Origin of the sequence: Paenibacillus foliorum, from assembly GCF_013141765.1 — a bacterium.
Classification (GTDB): Bacteria; Bacillota; Bacilli; order Paenibacillales; family NBRC-103111; genus Paenibacillus_S; species Paenibacillus_S foliorum.
This window is the reverse complement of sequence record NZ_WHOD01000121.1, coordinates 117,975-139,527: the sequence shown is the minus strand read 5'-3', so window position 1 is coordinate 139,527 and position 21,553 is coordinate 117,975. Positions and strand designations below refer to the sequence as shown.

13 protein-coding genes and 1 pseudogene are annotated in these 21,553 nt (G+C 45.6%); 11 read left to right on the top strand and 3 right to left on the bottom strand.

The window, feature by feature from the left end; translation table 11 throughout:
- The first annotated feature begins 11 nt into the window (after positions 1–11).
- From GC093_RS32265 to GC093_RS32245, 5 genes are all read left to right on the top strand, one after another.
- A complete protein-coding gene (locus GC093_RS32265; protein WP_171656050.1) occupies positions 12–335 on the top strand; it encodes a hypothetical protein in 324 nt (107 codons plus the stop codon).
- A 146-nt stretch (positions 336–481) separates the two neighbouring features.
- Positions 482–1,150: a sporulation-specific diadenylate cyclase CdaS gene (gene cdaS / locus GC093_RS32260; protein ID WP_171656102.1), complete on the top strand. Its 669-nt coding sequence runs from the start codon at positions 482–484 to the stop codon at positions 1,148–1,150.
- A 291-nt stretch (positions 1,151–1,441) separates the two neighbouring features.
- Positions 1,442–2,461 carry a methionine ABC transporter ATP-binding protein gene (locus GC093_RS32255; protein WP_171656049.1) on the top strand — a complete coding sequence of 340 codons (1,020 nt, stop codon included), beginning with the start codon at positions 1,442–1,444 and terminating at the stop codon, positions 2,459–2,461.
- Positions 2,454–3,119: a methionine ABC transporter permease gene (locus GC093_RS32250; protein ID WP_171656048.1), complete on the top strand. Its 666-nt coding sequence runs from the start codon at positions 2,454–2,456 to the stop codon at positions 3,117–3,119. Before GC093_RS32255 ends, GC093_RS32250 begins: the two co-directional genes overlap by 8 nt.
- Before the next feature lie 36 nt (positions 3,120–3,155).
- Complete coding sequence (locus tag GC093_RS32245; RefSeq protein ID WP_171656047.1) at positions 3,156–4,028, top strand: MetQ/NlpA family ABC transporter substrate-binding protein; 873 nt, start codon at positions 3,156–3,158, stop codon at positions 4,026–4,028.
- 133 nt (positions 4,029–4,161) lie between these two features.
- Here GC093_RS32245 and GC093_RS32240 read toward each other — a convergent pair whose 3' ends face one another.
- Entirely contained in the window at positions 4,162–4,737 is a 576-nt protein-coding gene (locus GC093_RS32240; protein ID WP_171656046.1) for a DoxX family membrane protein, read from the bottom strand.
- Between the two features lie 382 nt (positions 4,738–5,119).
- Here GC093_RS32240 and GC093_RS32235 point away from each other — a divergent pair, with 382 nt between their 5' ends.
- On the top strand, positions 5,120–5,734 hold the full coding sequence (locus GC093_RS32235; RefSeq protein ID WP_171656045.1) for a histidine phosphatase family protein: 615 nt from the start codon (positions 5,120–5,122) through the stop codon (positions 5,732–5,734).
- A 44-nt stretch (positions 5,735–5,778) separates the two neighbouring features.
- On the opposite strand, the gene GC093_RS32230 is transcribed toward GC093_RS32235, so the two are convergent.
- Both GC093_RS32230 and GC093_RS32225 read right to left on the bottom strand, forming a co-directional pair.
- Complete coding sequence (locus GC093_RS32230; protein WP_216624979.1) at positions 5,779–8,400, bottom strand: CehA/McbA family metallohydrolase; 2,622 nt, start codon at positions 8,398–8,400, stop codon at positions 5,779–5,781.
- 365 nt (positions 8,401–8,765) lie between these two features.
- Positions 8,766–9,149, bottom strand: a pseudogene (locus GC093_RS32225) (VOC family protein).
- A gap of 287 nt (positions 9,150–9,436) precedes the next feature.
- On the opposite strand from GC093_RS32225, the gene GC093_RS32220 reads away from it, so the two are divergent.
- The 5 genes from GC093_RS32220 to GC093_RS32200 all read left to right on the top strand — a co-directional run bounded on the left by GC093_RS32220 (position 9,437) and on the right by GC093_RS32200 (position 21,265).
- A complete protein-coding gene (locus GC093_RS32220; protein WP_246315781.1) occupies positions 9,437–14,983 on the top strand; it encodes an S-layer homology domain-containing protein in 5,547 nt (1,848 codons plus the stop codon).
- Between the two features lie 171 nt (positions 14,984–15,154).
- Positions 15,155–17,467 (top strand): helix-turn-helix domain-containing protein, encoded by a 2,313-nt coding sequence (locus GC093_RS32215; RefSeq protein ID WP_171656043.1) that lies wholly within the window; start codon positions 15,155–15,157, stop codon positions 17,465–17,467.
- 220 nt (positions 17,468–17,687) lie between these two features.
- Positions 17,688–19,310, top strand: a complete 1,623-nt coding sequence (locus GC093_RS32210) for an extracellular solute-binding protein (protein ID WP_171656042.1) — start codon at positions 17,688–17,690, stop codon at positions 19,308–19,310.
- Positions 19,311–19,413: 103 nt separating this feature from the next.
- Positions 19,414–20,370: an ABC transporter permease gene (locus tag GC093_RS32205; protein ID WP_171656041.1), complete on the top strand. Its 957-nt coding sequence runs from the start codon at positions 19,414–19,416 to the stop codon at positions 20,368–20,370.
- A gap of 16 nt (positions 20,371–20,386) precedes the next feature.
- Positions 20,387–21,265 (top strand): carbohydrate ABC transporter permease, encoded by an 879-nt coding sequence (locus tag GC093_RS32200; RefSeq protein WP_171656040.1) that lies wholly within the window; start codon positions 20,387–20,389, stop codon positions 21,263–21,265.
- The last annotated feature ends 288 nt before the right edge of the window (positions 21,266–21,553 follow it).

The window sequence follows — 21,553 nt, the reverse complement described above, 5'->3', positions numbered from 1 at the left end:
GAGGAACCATCTTGTATAACAACCCATTTCGTCCAGGCGGCTGGCAGCAAACGGACTCGTTCCTGGATATGAATCATAACGGTATTCCCGACCAGTATGATATAGCGATGGATTTAGACCATAATGGGATGCCGGATCACGCGGATATTTTATTCGATATGAACCACAACGGAATACCGGATAGTCATGATCTATTCATAGATATGGACCATAATGGCTTTCCGGATAGCACTGATCATTTCTTTGATATGGATCACGACGGAATGCCAGATCAGTACGATATATTCGTTGATCTCGATCATAACGGTTTTAATGATGGAAAGATTGGATTTTAGAAACTGCATATTCATGCATACTGCGGCTAATCCTGAGTGACAACTTGGGATGGCCGCTTTATCTTTTTTCATACAATTTTGGATAGATGTACATATTATTAATATAGGAAATTTTTATGAATTCTGAACAGGCCGAGGTGCTCTGGATGCAATCCCCAAATTGTGATGTATCGCCTATGAAGGACGAGTTAAACCAGCATTTGAACTATATTGCAGCTGAAATTCAGCATAGCATACGACTATTGGATGATGAAGCACATTGTCTTCTCAACGAATTTGATAAAGTAAGGGAAGCTTTCAATAAAGTGGAGTCTATAGCTGCTTCATTCTACTTGCAATGCTACCTGTCTTCTTTTACAAGCAGCTTTTCAGAGCTCTCTATAAGTATTCGACATTTGTCCGAGCGTCGGCATGGTGCACTGATTGTCATTCAGAGGAACGATAATTTGGATGCCTTCATCCATTCAGGTATTTCAATAGAAGGGACGCTTAGTCATTCGTTATTGGAATCTATCTTTTATCCTGGAAATAGGCTGCATGATGGGGCAGTATGGATCAAGTCTGACCGAATTGTTTCAGCAGCCAATATTTTACCGGTTTCAGCTTTATTAGTGGAAGAGGATACAAAAATGGGAACTCGACATCGTGCCGCGATAGGCTTGACGGAGAGGACCGATGCATTGGTGCTCATCGTCTCGGAAGAAACCGGAAGTGCATCCTTTGCTTATATGGGAAAGCTGCATCCCCTTAATGCGCTGGGTTCAGTGGTTGAGATTGCAGAGGCCACCCAATACATGAATATGGAGATTATGTGACGACTAGTATTGAGATGAATAATAAAATACCAATGTTCAATAAATGGATACATTTGCTGCATTGACAATATCCGACTATAATAGTATGATTTATTGTACTGTGTGCACCTTAACAATTGTATTGTTTCATTCAAACACATCCAATAAATGGAAAATATTATTTGTTATAACTGCTCTTCCAAGCTTGGATAAACGATATATTTAAATATCCGTGTATATAGAATAAGTAAGCTACGAAGGTGATGCCTTTTCTAACGGAAAAGGCGTTTTTATCATCTTGGAGGGACAAGCATGATTAAACTAACGCATCTACATAAAGAATATAGAACGAAAAAAGGTACGGTTATTGGTGTCGATAATGTGAATCTGACGGTCCATAAAGGAGCGATTTACGGTATCGTCGGTTATAGTGGAGCGGGAAAGAGCTCAGTGCTGCGCTGCATCAATTTGCTGGAGAGGCCTACTTCCGGCGAGGTGCTGGTAGATGGTGTGAATTTGATGTCTCTCTCCACAAGTGAGCTGAGGCTGGCGAGACAGAAGATCGGGATGATCTTCCAGCATTTTCATCTTATCAGCAGCAAAACCGTGTTTGATAATGTAGCCTTTGCATTGAAGGCGGCGGGCAAGCCAGCGTCCGTCATTGGTCAGAGGGTCCAAGAGCTGCTGCAGCTCGTCGGGTTAGCCGATAAAGCGGATAATTATCCCGCTCAGCTTAGTGGAGGGCAGAAGCAGCGGGTGGGGATTGCTCGGGCATTAGCGAATGACCCGCAGGTGCTGCTATGCGATGAACCAACCTCTGCACTCGATCCGATGACAACGCAGTCAATTCTGACGCTGCTTCGTGAGATCAACCAAACGTTAGGCTTAACGATTGTCCTCATCACTCATGAGATGGATGTTGTAAAGGACTTATGCCATCAGGTGGCAATCATGAATAATGGAAAAGTCATCGAAGAGGGATCAGTTTACGACATTTTTGCCAATCCGGAGCAGCCTCTTACTAAAGAATTTGTTCAGAACTCGTTGGAGTTTAAGCTCCCTCAGAAGCTATGGGATAAACGGGATCCTAATGGCAAAATTGTGAAGGTTATGTTCAAGAACGAAGCCGCAGAGCAGGCGATTATTTATGAAATGCTCAAAGCTATTCCTGTGAAGGCGAACATTATCCATGGCAAAATCGATTATATCGGAGACAAGCCCCTTGGGATGTTTATTATGGAAGTCACTGGGGATATCCATGAGATTGAGCATGCTCTGAAGTTTCTAGTGGACCAATCCTGCGGTGTAGAGGAGGTCGTAACCAATGAGTGATAATGGATTGATTAAGCTGTTGCCGGACATGCTTAAGGCGTTCTACGAAACCTTATATATGTGCGGTGTGTCGCTCATTCTAGCGATTATTATAGGTATTCCGCTGGGAATATTGTTATTTATTAGCGATAGAGGATTATTTGCGGAAAACAGGTTCGTTAATATGGTGCTGGGCGTACTGTCCAACGTAGTCCGGTCCATTCCGTTCCTCATTTTACTTGTACTGCTATTGCCCTTTACTCAATGGATTCTCGGAACGACGATCGGTCCATCGGCCGCGGCGGTGCCATTATCCGTGGCTGCTATCCCATTCTATGCGCGGCTTGTCGAAGCTTCCTTGAGGGAAGTCAGCAAGGGTGTCATAGAAGCAGCAGTAGCTGCAGGAGCGAGGCCGTGGCTGATTATCCGCGAGGTACTGCTGCCTGAAGCCAAGTCTGGTATCATCTCTGGATTGACGATTACAGCGGTTAGTCTGCTGGGCTTCTCAGCTATGGCCGGTACAGTCGGAGGTGGGGGTATCGGAGATCTGGCGATCCGCTTCGGGTACTATCGTTATGACAATCAAGTGTTATTTACAACGGTTATTCTACTAATCGCTTTGGTTCAAATTATTCAGTTCCTTGGTGATTGGGCTGCGCGCAAAGTGGATAAACGTTAATTATATAAAATTCACATCAAGAAGGAGTCCAAAATCATGAGAAAGAACCTTTTTATCATTATGGCTTTGACATTGGCCTTTTCATTGTTTGTAGCCGGTTGTGGCACCAAATCAGGAGCAGGTACAACGAATAACGCTGCGGGAAACACAGCGGCACCGAAAGAAGAACCTAAGAAAGCATTGAAAATCGGTGCTACTGCCGGTCCTTATAGCGACATGGTAACCAAAGCTATTAAGCCGATTATGGAGAAAAAGGGCTACACCATCGAAGTTGTTGAATTTAACGATTACGTTCAGCCTAACAAAGCGCTTGCGAACGGTTCATTGAATGCTAACCTGTTCCAGCACGTTCTTTACTTGAAGAAATTCGCTGCAGACAACAACCTTGATTTGAAGGAAGTTATCAGTGTACCGACAGCGCCAATGGGTCTATATTCCAAGAAGTTCAAATCGTTAGAAGAAATTAAAGAAGGCAGCACCTTAACGATTTCGAATGATCCTGCTAATCTAGCTCGCTCACTGGTTCTACTTCAAGACATCGGTCTTGTGAAGATGAAGAAGGATGTGGATCCGGCTAAAGTGTCCGAAAAGGATATTGAGGAAAACCCGAAGAAGCTTAACATTAAGCCTCTAGAAGCTGCTCAATTGCCTAGAACCATAGATAGCTCTGAATTGGCGTTGGTTCCTGGGAACTTTGCTCTTGCTGCTAAAATGGATCTTACTTCAGCTCTGAAACTGGAAAACATGTCGGAAAACTTCCGTAATATACTGGTTGTAAACTCGAAAGATATCGATACGCAGCTGGGTAAGGATTTGAAAGAAACGATTCAATCCAAGGATTTCGAAAAAATCATCGACGAGCAGTTCAAAGGCTTTTCTAAGCCTGAATGGATGAAGGCAGCTAAGTAAACTGAATACTCGGGAGAACCCGTCGAATCCCGTATATATCTATAAGAAAAAGGCTGCCCTTGGGCAGCCTTTTCTTTTTCTCATCTTTGATTAGAATGTATAATTTATTAGGCTTGAGTAGACCGAATTTATCTTAAAGCTGTTTCGTTTTTATAGTATCGGTTGAAGATTTCCTTCCCCACGGGGTACCGAGAAGAGGCAGCGCCCATCTGTCCAAACCATACCATCCGGCATTTTTCCAAGCAAGCACAAGCCAGGTAGCTAGAATGAACAGGATAGGATTTGTGCTTAAGGTTCCTGCAAATAGAAAGCTCGCATTCATAAACCCGCCGAAGAAAGCGGCAATTCCCGTTAATAGACCTAAGATCAGTCCAAGCCCCACAAGTAATTCGCCAAAAGCAACCATAAATCCGAACACCTTCGCATTAGGAAGCACGACACTTTCAAGGAAACCCGCATACCAGTCTGTAACATCTTTACCGGACTCTGCTTTAGCCAGTGCTCCCTTTACAAAGCCTTGCAGAGCGGTTCCAGCCTTGTCGCCAGTCCACGCATCGCTTGTTACCTTCTTCCAGCCTGAAGTTACCCAGGCATAACCTACATATAGACGGATGATTAACCAGATCCAGCCTGCTTGGGAGCTGTTGAACAAGAATCTCGAAAGCGGGTTTTCAGGAATAATCTGGTGAGTTGAATTTTCAATTTGCATCGCATAAACCTCCTTATAATATAAAACGTAACAACAATGGAATATATCGGATAAGAATATTGTAGCTGGATTGCTTTTGGTTTGGATGTGACAAAAATCACAGTGTAACGAAATAGATGCCATTTTAAGGCAAACATTTGATAGGCAGTACTATTAGATTAGAGAAACATCAGGTCAGAAAAGCCAAAGGTCTATTGGCTGCTGCACTCTTTGTATGGGCACTTATGAAAGTATATACAACTATTTGATGATAAAGTGCAATTGACTTAATGAATAAATTAACTAAAACTTCATATAACTTATAACTTAAAGATGCATTCAGAAGGAGGGGAAGATTCTTATAATCGTTTCAGTAAAAATTCATTAATGGGAGTGATTTGAAATGGAATTATTTATTATTCGTCACGGCCAATCCATAGGAAACACGGTACCGCATGATGTACCGGATGGGGAGCTGACGGAGCTTGGCATCAGCCAAGCAGCTAGAGTAGCGGAATGCTTGGCTGAGCGGAAATTTGACCAGCTTATATGCAGTCCTTTGATAAGGGCGATTGAGACGGCACAACCGCTGGCCAGAGCGTTGAAGCTGCCGATCCAAATATGGAAAAACACCTTCGAAGTAAGAAGCAAAGGGGTGTATCGGGGACCTACAGCGACAGAACTGAATCGACTGTACCCGGAAACACAGTTTCGAGATGATGTAGAGGCAGATGGATGGTATTGCAGCGGCGACGAGGATTCTCAAAAGGGTCATGCAAGGGCATCGGACATATGGCAGGAGCTGTTGGAGCAGTTCATGGGCCAGCGTGTGGCCTTGTTTGCCCATGGCGGGTTCAATCACCATCTGCTGCTTGCCATTCTCGGGCTGCCGCATGACAGCCCGATATATTTTGAGCAAAGCAATGGAAGCATTTATTGGGTAGGTGTGAATGAAGAACGGACCACGGTTCGTTTCATCGGACCAACTGAAGGCATATTGAGTGCCTGGGAGGGCTAACCGAATCGATTCGCTTCATGGGCAACTTGCTGTCCCATTGGGGATCAATGGCGATGCCCGTGACCTCCACTGTGATTATGACCATGGCCGGGATGCTCCCGGTGATGGTCGTCTGCTGGTGTGTGAAGATGCATGACTCCATGCTGGTGCATCCGGTTGTGAAGGGCTCGGTGAGCAGCAGTGAGGGTCATAAGCAAATGCTTATAGGCTCGGTCGTCCGCTTTTGTTGCCAAGGATTTGACATAAGCCGTAGAGCCTTCTATCTGCTCCAGTATGGTAACTGCGTCGTTGGCATCAAAGCATTTTTTTCCATCCACGATAATTGTCGCAGCACTGGAATGGGCTGCGATGATTTCCCCGTGCTCTGCATCCATCCCCCTTATACGCAGCGCGACCCAGCAGCTTTCCTTGACTGGAACCGACCAATGCCCCGCGTAGTATCCTTTTGTAGAATCAACTGTAAGTACTTCCCTCAGCTCGCCGTTACATACCAACTCAATCTTGGTTACAGGTACGGTAACTGTGGAAACCTCCCAGACCACATCAAGTGTTCCACCAGAAGCTGGCAGATGAATGATGGAACCCATCTCGCATCCGTTAATTTGGAACTCAAGCAGCGGACCGTAGGTTGCGAAGGTAACACCTTGACGTACTGCGTTCATCCAAGCGTCATAAGTGAAAGGGACATCCTTAATTAAAGCATAGGTGCGGATGGTTCCAACTGCAGTTGACTGTGACATCTTATCCGTTCCTCCGACGGCAGGCGCATGGTAACCGCAATTCAAATAACGATACCAGTCCGAAAGTGAATAAGGGTCGATCCCTTTGTTCTCGAAAGAGCACATCTCTATGGCATCGATTTCTCCAAGCACAATGGCTGCCGCTCCTTCTGCACGCGGGTTGGGCAGATGAGGCAGCACCGCCAAGCCGTTTTGTTCACGGCATTGCCGGGCCCACTGCGTTACAGTAGCTTCCAGCGCATCGCCAAGCGGGGATTCGTCAGGGCCACCTGTGCAGAGCGGCAGTATCATGCTCCCTTCATAGCCGAGCAAAGAGATATGTCCAAGAATATGCTGGCGGTTCTCGGTTCCCACCCGAACCAGATACTCGCCTGATCCTCCGTTCTCGGTGCTCCCTATTGTGGTTTTGCCATCAAAGTCCCCAATATTGCTAAACATTTCTCCCCATTGACTGGTTAGCAGGTTGATGACGTTAACTCCTTCTGCTTCGCCCTCCAGCAGAGCCGTTTGAGGAGAGAGAAAATGAACATGCGTATCGGCTGTAACCCAACCGCGCTGCCTCCAAGGCAATACGCGATCTAATTCGATTACGATGGAATCGGTGGAATCTGTCACAGTGAAGCGTTGGCGGACCGGACGGGTTTCGAATCCTTTCGTGACCTCTACATATATCTCTCCGAGTGGCAGCTTGTATTCCGCGACACCCGGGACATATGCGCTGAAGTGGTGACCCTGTACGTGTTCAGCGCCATAATCTTCAAACCAGTGCGGATTGGGCAGCCTATGTCCGTTGACAGGAGCTATATATTCGCCGGACTTCCCGTGTACGTGGAGCTTGGCGGCTATTGTGCTGCCGCTTTTTGAGTCCACGATCCGCAGGGTGACCCTGCGGGTAGCAGGCTCCAGCGGCTCGAATTCCGGCAGTGCTTCCAATTTACGCAGCTCAATAGCGCGCACAGGGCCATCCTCAAGAATCAAGTGGGCTTCAGGATGCGCAGTGTATTCAATAATCCATTCATTCAGTGTTGTCTGAGGAAGCGGAGGATTGGCATTGTTGAGCCACGCTGTGTGATTGTAATGAAGCACCGGGGATATGGCAATCACTTCACCCAAGTCGATGCGGATATTGGGGCTGTTCCCATAAGGATTTAATAAAGTTCCGTTCGCCGATTGATACCTTACTTTTTTGCGCGCCTCCCACTTAAACGGGAGCGTTGACAGATCCGATCGTGTGATACCGAAAATGAGGGCAGTTCCATCGATAGGCTGCATTGTCAATTCAGTCAGGTTTTTCTCGGGATACGGATTGGTGAGTGCAAACAGCCAATGATGCATCACGCCGCCGAATCCTTGGAAGGAGGTGCGAAGCTGGCTTTGTCCCCACGGAATCGAAGGCGATACACCCCGTGGAAGATCGCTATTGGCTTGCATAGTCCGCGGTTTGATATGTTTAACCGCCTCAAAGCTGTTTTCCCCCCACTTTACCTGAAACTCGCTAATTTGGTAACGTCTGCGGATTGGGAATACGACGGTACTATTATCGTCATAATGCAGCTTGTATTCACATACGGTTTCACCCAAGCGCGGGGTTCCTGACATAGGTCGAATAATACCGTCCTCTGCGGCGGCGTTTTCTTTGAAGTCTGCTGCATGAACGAAAACAAGCTGGCGGTCGTGCAAAGGCTGAGGGAATTTTATAGTGACCGGATCCTCTTTTAAAACAATGACGTTAGCGTTTTCATTATGGGGACCCAAAACAAAAGGGACTCCCCATAGCTCATGCTTCCCTGTTAAGAGAAGATGCTTATTAGCTACCAATCGTTCAGAGCCGTCCTGTGTATCCAGTTCTACAAGGTTTCGGTTATAAGCTGTTGTCAAGTCGATGGGGGCGAAACGGCGGTCCTCATTTCCGGGTACAGTATCCATAGTATCCCTCCAAAAATAAAAGTATAACTACATCATAATTTTATTTAATGATTAAGTAAATTCAATTATTTTGGTGGAAAGGTTGCTTATAGCTATAGCTTGCCTTGTTTTATCCAGGACAAAATTCGAAATGTGCCAAACAATGCCGTAAAGAGTAAAAGAATCAGGATAACAACCCAAATAACAAGCTGATTTATATGCTGCAGTCCGTTTGAATTATTTAGTACAAAAACTGAGATTCCAATAAAAAAAATGTACATGAAGATATTTGGAATAATCCATGCGACTCTGAGTTTCATGTTTGGTTTGTTCATAATTTCCACCTCCGTTGGGTACAAGCTGCTGCGAGTGGTTCCCTTACTTGGTTAGCTGCTCACATAGTTGGATATCTCAATCAAATTGAAGTCTGGATCACGGATATAAACCGATAAAATAGGTCCGACCGCTCCGGTTCTGGCAACAGGGCCCTCCTCGATAGCTACATGATGTTTATGCAAATGAGCCATCACATCATCCAGCGGCAGCTGTGTAATGAAGCACAGATCGATCGAACCTGGGGTTGGTTTATATGCTTTTGGTTCAAATTCATTGCCGTATTCATGCAAATTTAGTTTTTACGATCCGAATTGCAGAGCTTTGCGTCCGTCTCCGAAGGCTACGACTTCCATTCCTAGTACAACAGAATAGAATTCACAGGTTGCTTCTATATTTTTTACGGTAAGGACAAGATGGTCGATGCGGTTAATAATCATGAACTAGCACCTCTTTTCGAACTCGAAATGAACTATATTCACACTATACACGATATTTTACTTTTATTCCTATAGGGGGGTTGCAAACAGGCAAAGAGATTAATATTCCAAAATTTGATGATGGATTTTAGAAATTGTAGATAGTAAGTAAGCAATTTAAATGTTGGTTTTATCTATTGTTGATTTATTTTATCGATGATTTTCTATATAAAGGGGAATAGGAGTTCATACTCTATCGTTTTTGAAAACGCTTAATTTGAGGAAGAGGTGGAGAAGGCTTGAATATGTTGGGAAGAAGCAGGAGAGGGATATCTCGGACGATTGAAATAGTTCTGGTATTTACATTGATTTTCGGAAGTGTATGGCTACCGGCGAGCCCCACGGCTGCTGCTGTGTCAGGGACACCGGGTGGAGTGGACGCTGCTGCACTGCGATTGTGGCTGAAAGCCGATCAGGAGAATGTGACGCTTAGCGGAACGGATGTTACGGAATGGCGGGATAGCAGTCCGAAGAGTAACCATTTTATGAATGATGGTTCGACTCCGATTGGTGCAAGCGGTTCACGTCCAAAGCCGAAATTTAAGACCGTTAATAATGGATTGAATTTTCACTCATCGGTTGAATTTGTGAGAAGCGGTGGAAGCATTTTGCAGGATGCCAACGGCATATTCGCAGCCGGCGAATCTATAAGCCAAGCAAGTGTGTTTGCGATTACTGGGGGCGTTCCAGAGATTTTTAACACACTGCTTTTTGATCAGGCTATTAAGACAGGCAGCAATTTTGGGGCCGCTATCCCACACACGACCGGATCGGCCGCTGGTAAGGGATCCGTGCTTTGGGATTCAGGTACAACAACGACTGGAACAGGTTTACCGCGATTAAACGCAAGCAATAAGGTAGAAATAAATAAATACAACCTATGGGGCTTGCATTTTGAAGCAAATCCGGCGAGCGTTGGAACTGCAGTCTATCAGTCTGTGTTCCGCGACGGTCAGTCAGTAGGGGAATATTTGCAGACCCGTCTTCCCTTGGTTGGGATGCCGAATACCGCCATGTCAATAGGTTCGGCTGCCGCTGGAGGCTCAGGCTACAACGGTAATATCGGTGAAATGATCATATTCACCAACCGACTTACACCGATGCAGAAGCGTCAAGTGGAAACCTATCTAGCCATCAAGTTCGGTATTGGCTTGCAGGAAGGTGATTATTTGTCCGCTGGTCCTTCCCCTCAGGTCGTTTGGAATGCTGCGGCCAATGCTGATTATCGTAGTAGCATTGCAGGGATCGGGAAGGATCTGTTGGGGGCGCTGGATCAGCAGCAGAGCCGAAGCGCAGATATTCCAACAGACCAAGTAGTAATCAGCGCCAAACAGCCGTTATTAGATAAACAGTATTTGCTGTGGGGAGATAATGGAAGCGCAGGCTCGATGCCTTATGGTACGGAGTACAAGCGGTTGACTCGAAGCTGGAAAGCGCAAAATACAGGTAATGTGGGCGCCGTGCAAATAGCGATTCCGAGAAGTGTGATTCCTCTTGAAGGAGTGCTTCTGACAAGCAATAGCAGCGGTTTCGAGAATGAAGTAGCATCTCCGCTATCCTTGAAGACCATTCAAGGCATGGAGTATTATGCCGCTGATGTAACACTTGCTGATGGCTCTTATTTCACTTTCGCGGAGAAGCTGCCACAGGTTCTTTTGAATAGTTTTGAGGTGTGGGATGGGGCAGCCCCTGTATCACTAAATGAGACATTTGCTCCAAGCAAGACTAGCGGGTACGAGGCGGTTGTTTCGCAGGATACAGGAAGTGTCCGTGTGGAGGCGACAGCCACTGGTGGAGCCGCCATATCGATGACTTTGAGTAATTATATTACCGGCAACATTCCAGTAACCGTACTGGATCCTAGCCAAATATCTTTGGTTCCCGGTGTTAATAAATTGAAAATTAATTTATCAAGCGGTAGTGCGAATAATTCGTACCAGATTGATGTCATCCGAAGACTGCCTAAGGGTGAGCAAGGGCAAATTGGACTTTACGCAGGAACTGTAACTGCCAGCTCCTACCAGCCTAACACCAATTATGTTCCGGCTAATGTTGTAGATGGTATTTGGGGAGAGGATACAGCAAGCCAAGATAGCCGCTGGTCGGCTTCGGGACAAGGACAATGGTTGCAATTTGATTTGGGCCAGCCTGAGAAGGCTACTTACTTGGATATCGCTTTTTTGAATGCAAGAGATCGGTTGTCCAGTTTTGAAATATTGGGTTCGAATGAACCAGAGTTTACAACCAGCACCATTTTATTGCCTAAAAGAAGCAGTCGAAGTCTCAAAGCTACGGATAGTGTGATGCAGAGTTATGTTTTGACAAGCCCGACCACTGCGCGTTATTTACGACTTGTAGGGTATGGTAACAGTGCAAGCGGAAGCTCTGCAAACTGGAACAGTTTGATGGAAGTTAGGATCTACACGGGCACAGCCCCAGTAATCGAAGAGCCTAAGGATCCAAGCGGGCCTCCGGATGCAGGAGAGAACCCAGAAGTACCAACCCCTGAACTGACGAAAGTGAAGGTAAGCTCAGCGGAGCAATTACAGAATGCATTGGATCAGGCGGTGCAAGGGACGAATATTGAGCTTCAAAATGGGAGCTACGAACAGAACGGTCCGTTTGTTGTAAAAAATAAGACGGGTACCGTTGCGCTTCCGATTCGGATCACAGCTGCTGAGCAAGGGAAGGCAATCCTTACGGGAAACAGCTATATGCACATTGAAAATTCACAGTATATTGAGGTATCGGGGCTCGTATTCCGCAATGGAATTGGTACGGCTGAAGAGAATGCAGACCGGACTCTGAAGGATAGAGGGCTGGAGGGTTCCATTGTGAAGGAGGTACACCCGGGTCTGCAGCTCAGAAGCTCAAGCAACGTGTCAATCCTGCGTAATACATTCGCTCTGGATGAGACGGGGCAGCCGTTCAGGTTCGACTCTGCAAGTGGTAAGGTCTGGTGCTTAACCGCGGTTGAAGGCAGCTGCCGATATGGAACGGGTGACACTTATAATCCTAGTGGAGCCGTGTACACGGGGGATACCCCTCATACCAACTCCACCATGATGACTGACAACGGAACCAATCGCCATTATATACGGGTTGAAGGAGTAAGCAGCCATAACCGGATTGCTTATAATGAAATTGGCCCTAAGAAAGGCTTCGGCGCAGTTGTCATTTACGACGGAGAAGCAGGAAAAAATGTATCGGAATACGATATGATTGAGTATAACTATTTCCACGACATCGGTCCGCGTGTTTCTAACGGTTTGGAAGCTATACGACTCGGATTATCCGGTTTATCGCTTGCTTCGGGTCATGTGACGATCCAGAATAATCTATTTGATGGACTGAATGCTGAAGATGAGATTATTTCAGTCAAAAGCAGCGACAACATTATTCGTTATAATACCATTCGCAATTCTTATGGCGGTATCGTAGCACGTCATGGACACCGCAACAGCTTTTATGGAAATTTCATTATCGGAGACGGGAAAAAAGCTGGAATGGGCGGTTTCCGAATTTACGGTAATGAGCATAAAATTTATAACAATTACATGGAAGGTCTAACCGATAAGGTGATTGAGCTTGATGGAGGCACTCATGACGGAGGTCCTGACGGCGGAAGCAGTCCAACGGTTAAGTGGGGCGGTTCCGGTGCTTCGGAACAAACCGTTATGCTTGGAAACCTTGCTATTGATGATCCCTTAAGGGTTGAAATACTTCGCGGACATTGGCGGCAGTATAATGTTCAAGTCTATAATAATACGATAGTCAATGTCGGCAATAAGGCGGCCGCTTTCTCTTTTGGCGGTAGAAACTATCAACCGGTGGCAGCCCAAGTATACAACAATGTAGTATTCAGCAATGCGGGAACGATGTTCAATGAAATTAGTGCTGCACAGAACGTTCCGGCAAGCGAGCGCGCGGTTTATGCAGGCAACCTCGTAGAAGGAACGGCCAATCTGACCAATATAACTAGAAACATCAACGGTGGTTTTGAGAAGAAGGAGCTTAAGCTAGTCCGTAGTTCGGATGGAATGATCCGTCTATCAGCTCAGAGCCCTGCCCTTGATGCTTCCAAGGCTCCTTACATTGCTTTGGACGATATGGACGGACAAATCCGTTATAACGCTCCAGATGCAGGGGCTGATGAGTACATGCCTGGTGTTGCTCCAACCAGAAGAGCTCTTACTGTGGCGGATGTTGGGCCGAATGCGGGTCAGTCTCCACCTGTTCAAGAAGGCGATCCGGGCTTGAGCAGTCTGGTGCTGCGGTCTGATAGCGAGCTTGTCCCAGGGTTTAGCACTAATGAAGCCTACTATACGGTAACCCTTCAGCCTAATGTTAATAGCCTGACAATTGTTCCGAAGGCTTTGAATGGCAGTGGTTCTCAAATAACCGTATCCGTAGATGGTAAGAATCGTCAGACGGTTATAAGTGGTCAAGAGAGTCAAGTGTTAGAAATCGCTCAAGACGGCAGCATTATTGTGATTGAAGTGGCGCTTCCCTCAGGGAAGAACAAAGTGTATACGATTGTCGTACACCGTCAGCAAGTAACTCCACCAAGCGAAAACCAATTGGAGAAGATCCAATTTGATGCTGCTGCGTATCGAATGAAAGTCGATGAAACAAAAGCGACAGCTCTTAGCGCGGTTTTCAAAGACCACATCGAATCATTGGCAGGAGCAAGTATCTATACAATAAACCCTGCTATAGCCACAGTGGACGAACGAGGTGTATTGCGAGGGAAAACACTAGGTGAAACAGTGATAGTTGCAACGTATAAAGGGCACATTGCAACAGCTCCTGTGAATATATATACGGATGTTGTAGATCCTGTAACTCCACCAAGCGAAAACCAATTGGACAAAATCCAATTCGATGCTGCCGCATACCGGATGAAAGTCGACGAAACAAAAGCGACAGCTCTTAGCGCGGTTTTCAAAGACCGCATCGAATCATTGTCAGGAGCAAGTATCTATACAACAAACCCTGCTGTAGCGACGGTGGATGAACATGGCATATTGCGAGGGAAGACACTGGGTGAGACGGTAATCGTTGCAACCTATAAAGGACTTTTTGCAACAGCTGCTGTGAGCGTATATACGGATGCTATTAGGGGCGGTACGTCATCTTCTAGCAGAGGTGGCGGTTCATCGTCCGCAGCTGCACCGTCAACAACGGCTCCGACTGCGTCACCAGAACCAACAACTTCTACACCGACAAGCCCATCAACATCAGCTCCAACCGCACAATCCTCGTCTTTGACTGATGTTAAGTCGCATTGGGCAGGAGATGTGATTGCCAAGGCTGTAGAACGAGGCATCGTGGCCGGGTACCCAGACGGCAGCTTTAAGCCGGAAGAACCAATAACAAGGTTGCAGTTTGCTGCAATGCTAGTACGTGCGTTAAAGCTGAATAGCAATGAGCCGGCAGCCGTGTTCGCCGATCAATCCGAAATTCCGGGTTGGGCATCGAGAGAGCTTGCGGCGGCGACTCAAGCTGGAATTCTTCAGGGATATGAAGACCATACTTTACGACCTAATAGACCGATAAATCGGGCTGAGATGATCACCATGCTTATGCGGGCCTATCAGCAGAATAAGGGGACTTCGAACGCGGCAGCCTTTAGTGATGGCAATGAGATTCCACAATGGGCTCTACCCTTTATATCACAAGCGAAGGAATTAGGCCTTGTGCAAGGGCGGGAAAATAACCGTTTTGAACCAAATAATCTTGCAACCAGAGCCGAAGCTGTGATAGTGTTAATGCGAATGATAGAGCGGTAACGTAACGAAATAACGGGGGCGACTTGTCTGGAAAGACGGTCGGCCTTGTTGTTTTGTCAACCAGTTCAAAGACTTGCGGTAAAAGAAATGTTTGTTAATAACGTTATGTGATGGTCGCAGCTTGGATAGAAATGAAAGCAGTTTCAACACGGTCCTGAGGGGTAATTATTTATGAGTCTTAAAAGAATCGGTTTCAACAAACGCAGCATCATAGTCACCTGGCTCATTTCTTATATCTCCGTGCTTCTCGTCCCGATCATGATTAGCGGGATTATTTATGTTGCTACCTGGCATGTGGTGGAATCAGAGGTCAATCGTGCCAACGAATCGCTTCTCCAACAGATGGAGCAGGCAATTGACAATAACCTTGGAGGTATTGAACGATTAAGCGTTGAAATGACCCTTAGCAAACGGTTGGCCGCTTTCATTAACGCTTCCAAGCCGCTCACGGACAATGACCACTACGAATTGGTTAATATCGCAGACAACCTTCGTGTCTATAAAATGGCTAATGATTTTATCGAGCAGATCTATATTTACTATAAAAACAGCGATACTGTAATATCGACACGCGATCACATCAATACCCGTACTTTATTCGAAACGATACGCGAGAAGGAAGAGACGAGCTACGAGGAATGGAAGGCTTTCTTCGACAAGCGGTATATCCAGGAATACGCACCCGTAACGATTCGCGAGGATGGTAAATCAGTCAAAGCCGTAATGTACGCGAAATCGGTTATACTTGATAATCTGGATCTTCCCGGTGCGGTCATCCTGTTTATTATTAAAGATTCTAAGCTGCTGCAAAATATCACACCCTCTAACAAGGCTTCCGTCGCCGTATTGGACAAGGAAAACCGTCTGATCGCTTCGACTGGCTTCAAGAATAGTCCCGATTTTCTGAATTACGAAAGCTTATCCGGGAAAAAGGGGATGTTTTACAACGAGTTTTCCGGAGAAAAGCTGGCTGTCTCCTATACTACCTCGGACAATACAGGTTGGAAATACGTATCGTTGATTCCTGCTGAACAGTTTGACGAGAAAATGAAATATATAAAGACACTGATCTATGTCAGCTTGGTTCTGAGCCTTCTTAGCGGAGGGATTGTCACGTTCTTGTTTTTGAGGAAAAATTATAACCCGATCAGTGTATTAATCCAAAGCTTGTCTTTGAAATCAGGCATATCCTTCGATGAAGGATCGAACGAATATCGTTATTTGCAGGATGCATTAAACAACACCTTTGCCGAAAAGGAAAAAATCGATCAACGACTGCTGCAGAATCGCGATGCGATCCGCTCCCATTTCTTGCAGGGCTTGCTGAAAGGACGTTTGGAGCAGAACGTTCCCATTCATGAATCGCTCGCGGCTCATGATATACGGCTTGGATCCTCGCATTTTGCAGTCCTGTTGTTTCATATTGATCATTATGGCAAGTTCGAATCCGATGGTTATGTGGATCCGCAGAAGATGAAGCTTGTGCAATTTATTATTATGAATGTGGTGGAAGAGCTGGTCACCGATCGGCATTGTGCATTCACGACAGAAATGGACGATATGCAAGTATGCATCATAAATTTTAGTGCGGATCCCAATGCGGAGGAGCTGAAGCAAATTTCGGCGCAAGTGAGAGCCTTTTTGCTTGATCACTTCCATGTCCATCTAACGGTAGCAATCAGCGGCATTCATCAGGAGCTGTATGGAATTTCCCTTGCTTATCAGGAAACGCTGGCAGCGCTAGAATACCGTCTGATTATGGGGAGCGGGGAAATTATCAGGTATGGCGACCTTCCGAGTACCCGAACATCTCAGGAATCTACAAACTATTATTATCCCTTGCAGGTGGAGCAGCAGTTGATTAATTTCGTCAAGACAGGCGATTTTGAAAAATCGAATGCGATGATCGAGGAAATCATTGAGATTAATCTGGCGGATGCTTCCCTCTCCGCGCCGCTCGCAAAGTGTTTGATGTTTGATTTGATCAGCACGATGCTGAAAACGATGGATGAAATCGGTATAAACAACAAACAGGAATTCACCCAGCGGGAGAATCCGATTGATCGGTTAATAGGCTGTGAAACGATTAAGGAAATGAAGGTGCAGATTCGCGATGTGCTCAGCCAGGTTTGCCGATCGATCCAAGAGAACCGCGGGCAGGAGCACAACCAGCTGAGCCAGCAGGTGATTGAATATGTGAAGCAGCATTACAGCTCAGAAAACCTGAACATAAGTATGATAGGCGAAATATTTGGATTGACTCCTTCTTATTTGTCCAAGCAGTTTAAGGCCCAAACGGGCGAGGCGCTTCTGGATTTCATTAACAAAAAGCGTCTTGAGGAAGCGAAAAAGCTTCTTTCTCTGCAAACCTATTCGATTGTTGAAATCTCCAAAAGAGTGGGATATTCGGACATTAATACATTTAACCGTATATTTAAAAAATTCGAAGGGATTACTCCGGGTAAATACAAAGACATAACGTAATCCCCGTGATAATCAACCGTAAGGGCCGCCTAGTGCGGCTTTTACGGTTTTTGCATACCGAATATCGATTTTATAGCATGCTTAGTATCGATTTTAATGAGGTTTTCTTAGTTTTGAAGATTTCAAAATAGGAAGATCCGTTCCATAATAGCGCTAGGGTGTACAGCACACAGGGTGCACAATCAATTTACAATACGAAATTTGAATAGGGGGGATTGGCATGGGGAACCATTCCAACAAAAAGTCATTTAGTGTAGCGTTATCCGTTGTTCTGGCATCAACAAGTTTACTTGCTGCATGCTCCAAGGAGAACACGGGAGCTAAGGAGGCGCCGAAGTCTTCAGGGGCGGTAGTGACAGAAGCGGGGAAATACCCGATCAGCACGCAAGAAACGCTAACCTCTTGGGAGCAGATGGATACGAACTTGACTACGTTCTTCACTAACTTGAGCGAGTCGCCGTTCGGTAAACAATTAGAAAAAGAGACGGGTGTCAAAGTCAAATATACGCACCCAGCTGACGGGCAATCTAAAGAGCAATTTAATCTGTTGATAGCATCGAATAATTTGCCGGATGTAATCGAATATAACTGGAACACCTCATATCCAGGGGGGCCGGAGAAGGCAATCGCCGACAAGGTCATTCTTCCGCTTAATGATTTGATTGACAAGAATGCGCCCAACTTGAAGAAATTGCTGCAGCAGGATAAAGAGTTGGATAAGATGCTCAAAACGGACAGCGGTAAATATTATGTATTTCCGATGATTCGTCCTGACAATGGCTTGGTATTCCGGGGGCCCATGATCCGCAAGGACTGGCTTGATGAGCTGAAGCTTGGGGTACCAACTACGATCGATGAATGGTACATCGTGTTGAAAGCATTTAAAGAACAGAAGGGTGCTTCCGCACCGCTTACCGCTCAGTACAGCAACGAATTGAACATTCAAGATGCTTTCATCGGTGCCTACAAAACCGCCAACCGGTACTATATTGACGACCAAGGAAAGGTGAAGTTTGGCCCGATTGATCCACAGTTTAAGGATGCCTTAGTTCTATTGAGAAAATGGTATGCAGAAGGACTGATCGATAAAGACTTTGCACTGAACACTGATTCTAAGGCTCTCGACAACAAAATGATGAGTGATAGTTCGGGCGCAACCGTGGGGCTATTAAGCGGAGGTATGGGCAGATGGATGGAAACAGGGAAGAAGAAAAATCCGCAATTCCAACTGGTTGGAGCTCCTTACCCGACTTTGAAAAAGGGCGAGCGCGCTTTCATCGGACAGCGTGACTTTAAATACAATCCTGCAGCTAGTAAAGCTGTCACAGGAGCTGTCAAAAACCCTGAGCTCGCGGTCAAATGGCTGGACTACGCTTTTAGTGAAAAGGGCAGTATGCTGTTCAACTTCGGTACTGAGGGCGAAAGCTATACGATCAATAACGGTGCGCCTCAATTTAGCGAAAAAATTACCAAAAACGAAAAGTATAATCTACAGCAAATGGTATCTCAGTATACAAAACCAAATGGTCCGTTTCTTGGTAACAGCGCAAAAAGCTTCAACACATTCAAGGAGCAAGACGAAGCGGTAAAAGTATGGGGTGAAACGGATGCCGTCAAGCATGTACTACCGTTGTTCATCACTCCGACAGTGGAAGAAAGCAAGGAAGTAGCCAAATTGAATACGGCGATCACAAGCTACAAAGAAGAAATGTTCGTGAAATTTGTGATGGGCAAGGAACCTATCGAGAAGTTCGATGAGTATACCAATCGTATTAAAGAAATGGGCATTGATAAGGTGACCAAAATTTATCAAGATGCACTTGATCGTTACAACAAGCGATAAAATCAGCATCAGCGTCTTAGGGGAAACGTTAGCAGCAGCGGATTGGATGCGCCGTCTATAGTTTCCCTTCAAGAGGCTGTTATAGGATGGGCAGGGAGATGAAATGAACACAATCAATCAAGAAACGATGATTCCCTTTATTCCTAAAAAGCGGAGTAGGCTAGGAATCTTGATGGATATCCGAAAAAATAAGCTGTTATATGTCATGCTGCTTCCTGTACTTCTGTACTACGTTATATTCCACTATGCTCCCATGTACGGCGCTATTATTGCGTTTAAGGATTTCTCTCCAAGGCTGGGTATTTGGGGGAGCGACTGGGTAGGATTTGAGCATTTTCAAACGTTTTTTACCGGGCCCTACTTTTGGAGGACGATTAAAAACACCATTATGATGAGCTTCTACGAGCTGATATTTGGGTTTCCGGCTCCGATCCTGTTGGCTTTGCTGCTTAATGAAGTGAAACATTCCATATTTAAGCGTACCGTGCAGACGGTCACTTATATGCCGCATTTTATATCGCTAGTTGTTATTTGTGGCATGGTCAAAGATTTTACGTCCAGTGATGGCGTTATTAACGACCTGATTTCCCTATTTGGTGGTGAACGGTCCACATTTTTGCTCGAACCAAGCTTGTTCCGTACCATTTATATCTCCTCAGGCATCTGGCAGCATATCGGATGGGGTACGATTATCTATTTGGCAGCTTTGACCGGAATCGATCCGGAGCAGTATGAAGCGGCTAGAATAGACGGCGCAGGGCGTTGGAAGCAGATGGTGCACATTACGGTTCCAGGGCTGATGCCCACAATCGTGATTCTGCTCATTTTAGAAATTGGACGGATGATGAATGTCGGGTTCGAAAAAATCATTTTGCTCTACAACCCAAGCACATTTGAAACGGCTGACGTCGTATCTTCTTATGTGTACCGGGTCGGGCTGCAGGATTTCAATTATAGCTTCAGCTCGGCTGTAGGCTTGTTTAACTCCTTGGTTAATTTTATCCTGCTCATATTCTCCAACTGGTTAAGTAGAAAATTTAACGATACGAGCCTGTGGTAGAAAGGAGGAAGCTTAGATGCTGAACAGGGCAACATTCTCGGAAAGAGGCTTTGACCTCATTAATATGATTTTCCTGACCTTGCTAATGGTAATAACCATATATCCCCTTCTGTATGTGGCATTCGCCTCCGTGAGTGACGCTGGAAATCTGATGGCGCACAAAGGGATATTATGGCGGCCCCTGGGGCTATCGCTCGATGCGTATACGAATGTGTTCCGCAACCCGATGATCCTGAAGGGATACGGCAATACACTATTTGTAGTTGTGGTGGGTCTGCTGTTCAATATTTTACTTACAGCATTGGGTGCTTATGCGCTCTCTCGGAAAAGCTTGCAATATCGCAAGCAGCTAATGTTGTTTATCATTTTTACGATGTTTTTTAGCGGAGGGCTGATTCCTTTCTATTTGACTGTAAAAGGGGTTGGATTGGCCAATACGCTATGGGCGCTCATCATTCCGCAAGCAATTAATACGTTTAACCTGATTCTTATGAAAACAGCGTTTGAGGCAATCCCGGATGCCTTGGAGGAATCGGCCAAGATGGACGGAGCGAATGATTTTGTCATCTTGTTCCGGATTATCCTGCCGCTCTCCATGCCGGTTATTGCGGTTATGCTGTTATATTATGGTGTCAGTCATTGGAATTCATGGTTTAATGCGATGATTTTTTTACAGGATCGGTCGATGTACCCTTTGCAGCTTATCCTGCGTGAAATTTTACTTCAAGGGGAAGCAAGCTCGAACTTGGGAGCCGCTGATGGGGATGCTGCTATGCTCTCGGTTACATTGAAATATGCGACGATTATCGTGGCTACAGTGCCGATTCTGCTTATTTATCCGTTCTTGCAAAAATATTTCGTCAAAGGAGCGCTCATTGGGGCGATCAAGGGATAGGGAGCGAGCGGGAACAGTACAGAGGATAAGCATCGGATGACTCATCATTGATTTGGGGGCTGTTCTTTAGTCAATCGACTAGAGGACGGCTTTTTGTTTGTAGATAAGAACGTCCAAAAACCTGCATCTATACAGCCTTTTGGAAGTTTTATCGGTAGTCTTCGTGAATTCATATAAATGTGCATCTTTCTATTCGTTCTTAGCTGAAATCAGACCATTTTACATAAAATTGCTGTATTTTCGCAGCTATTCCTCTCAACAGCAAATTTCAGTAGAAAATAACTGCAT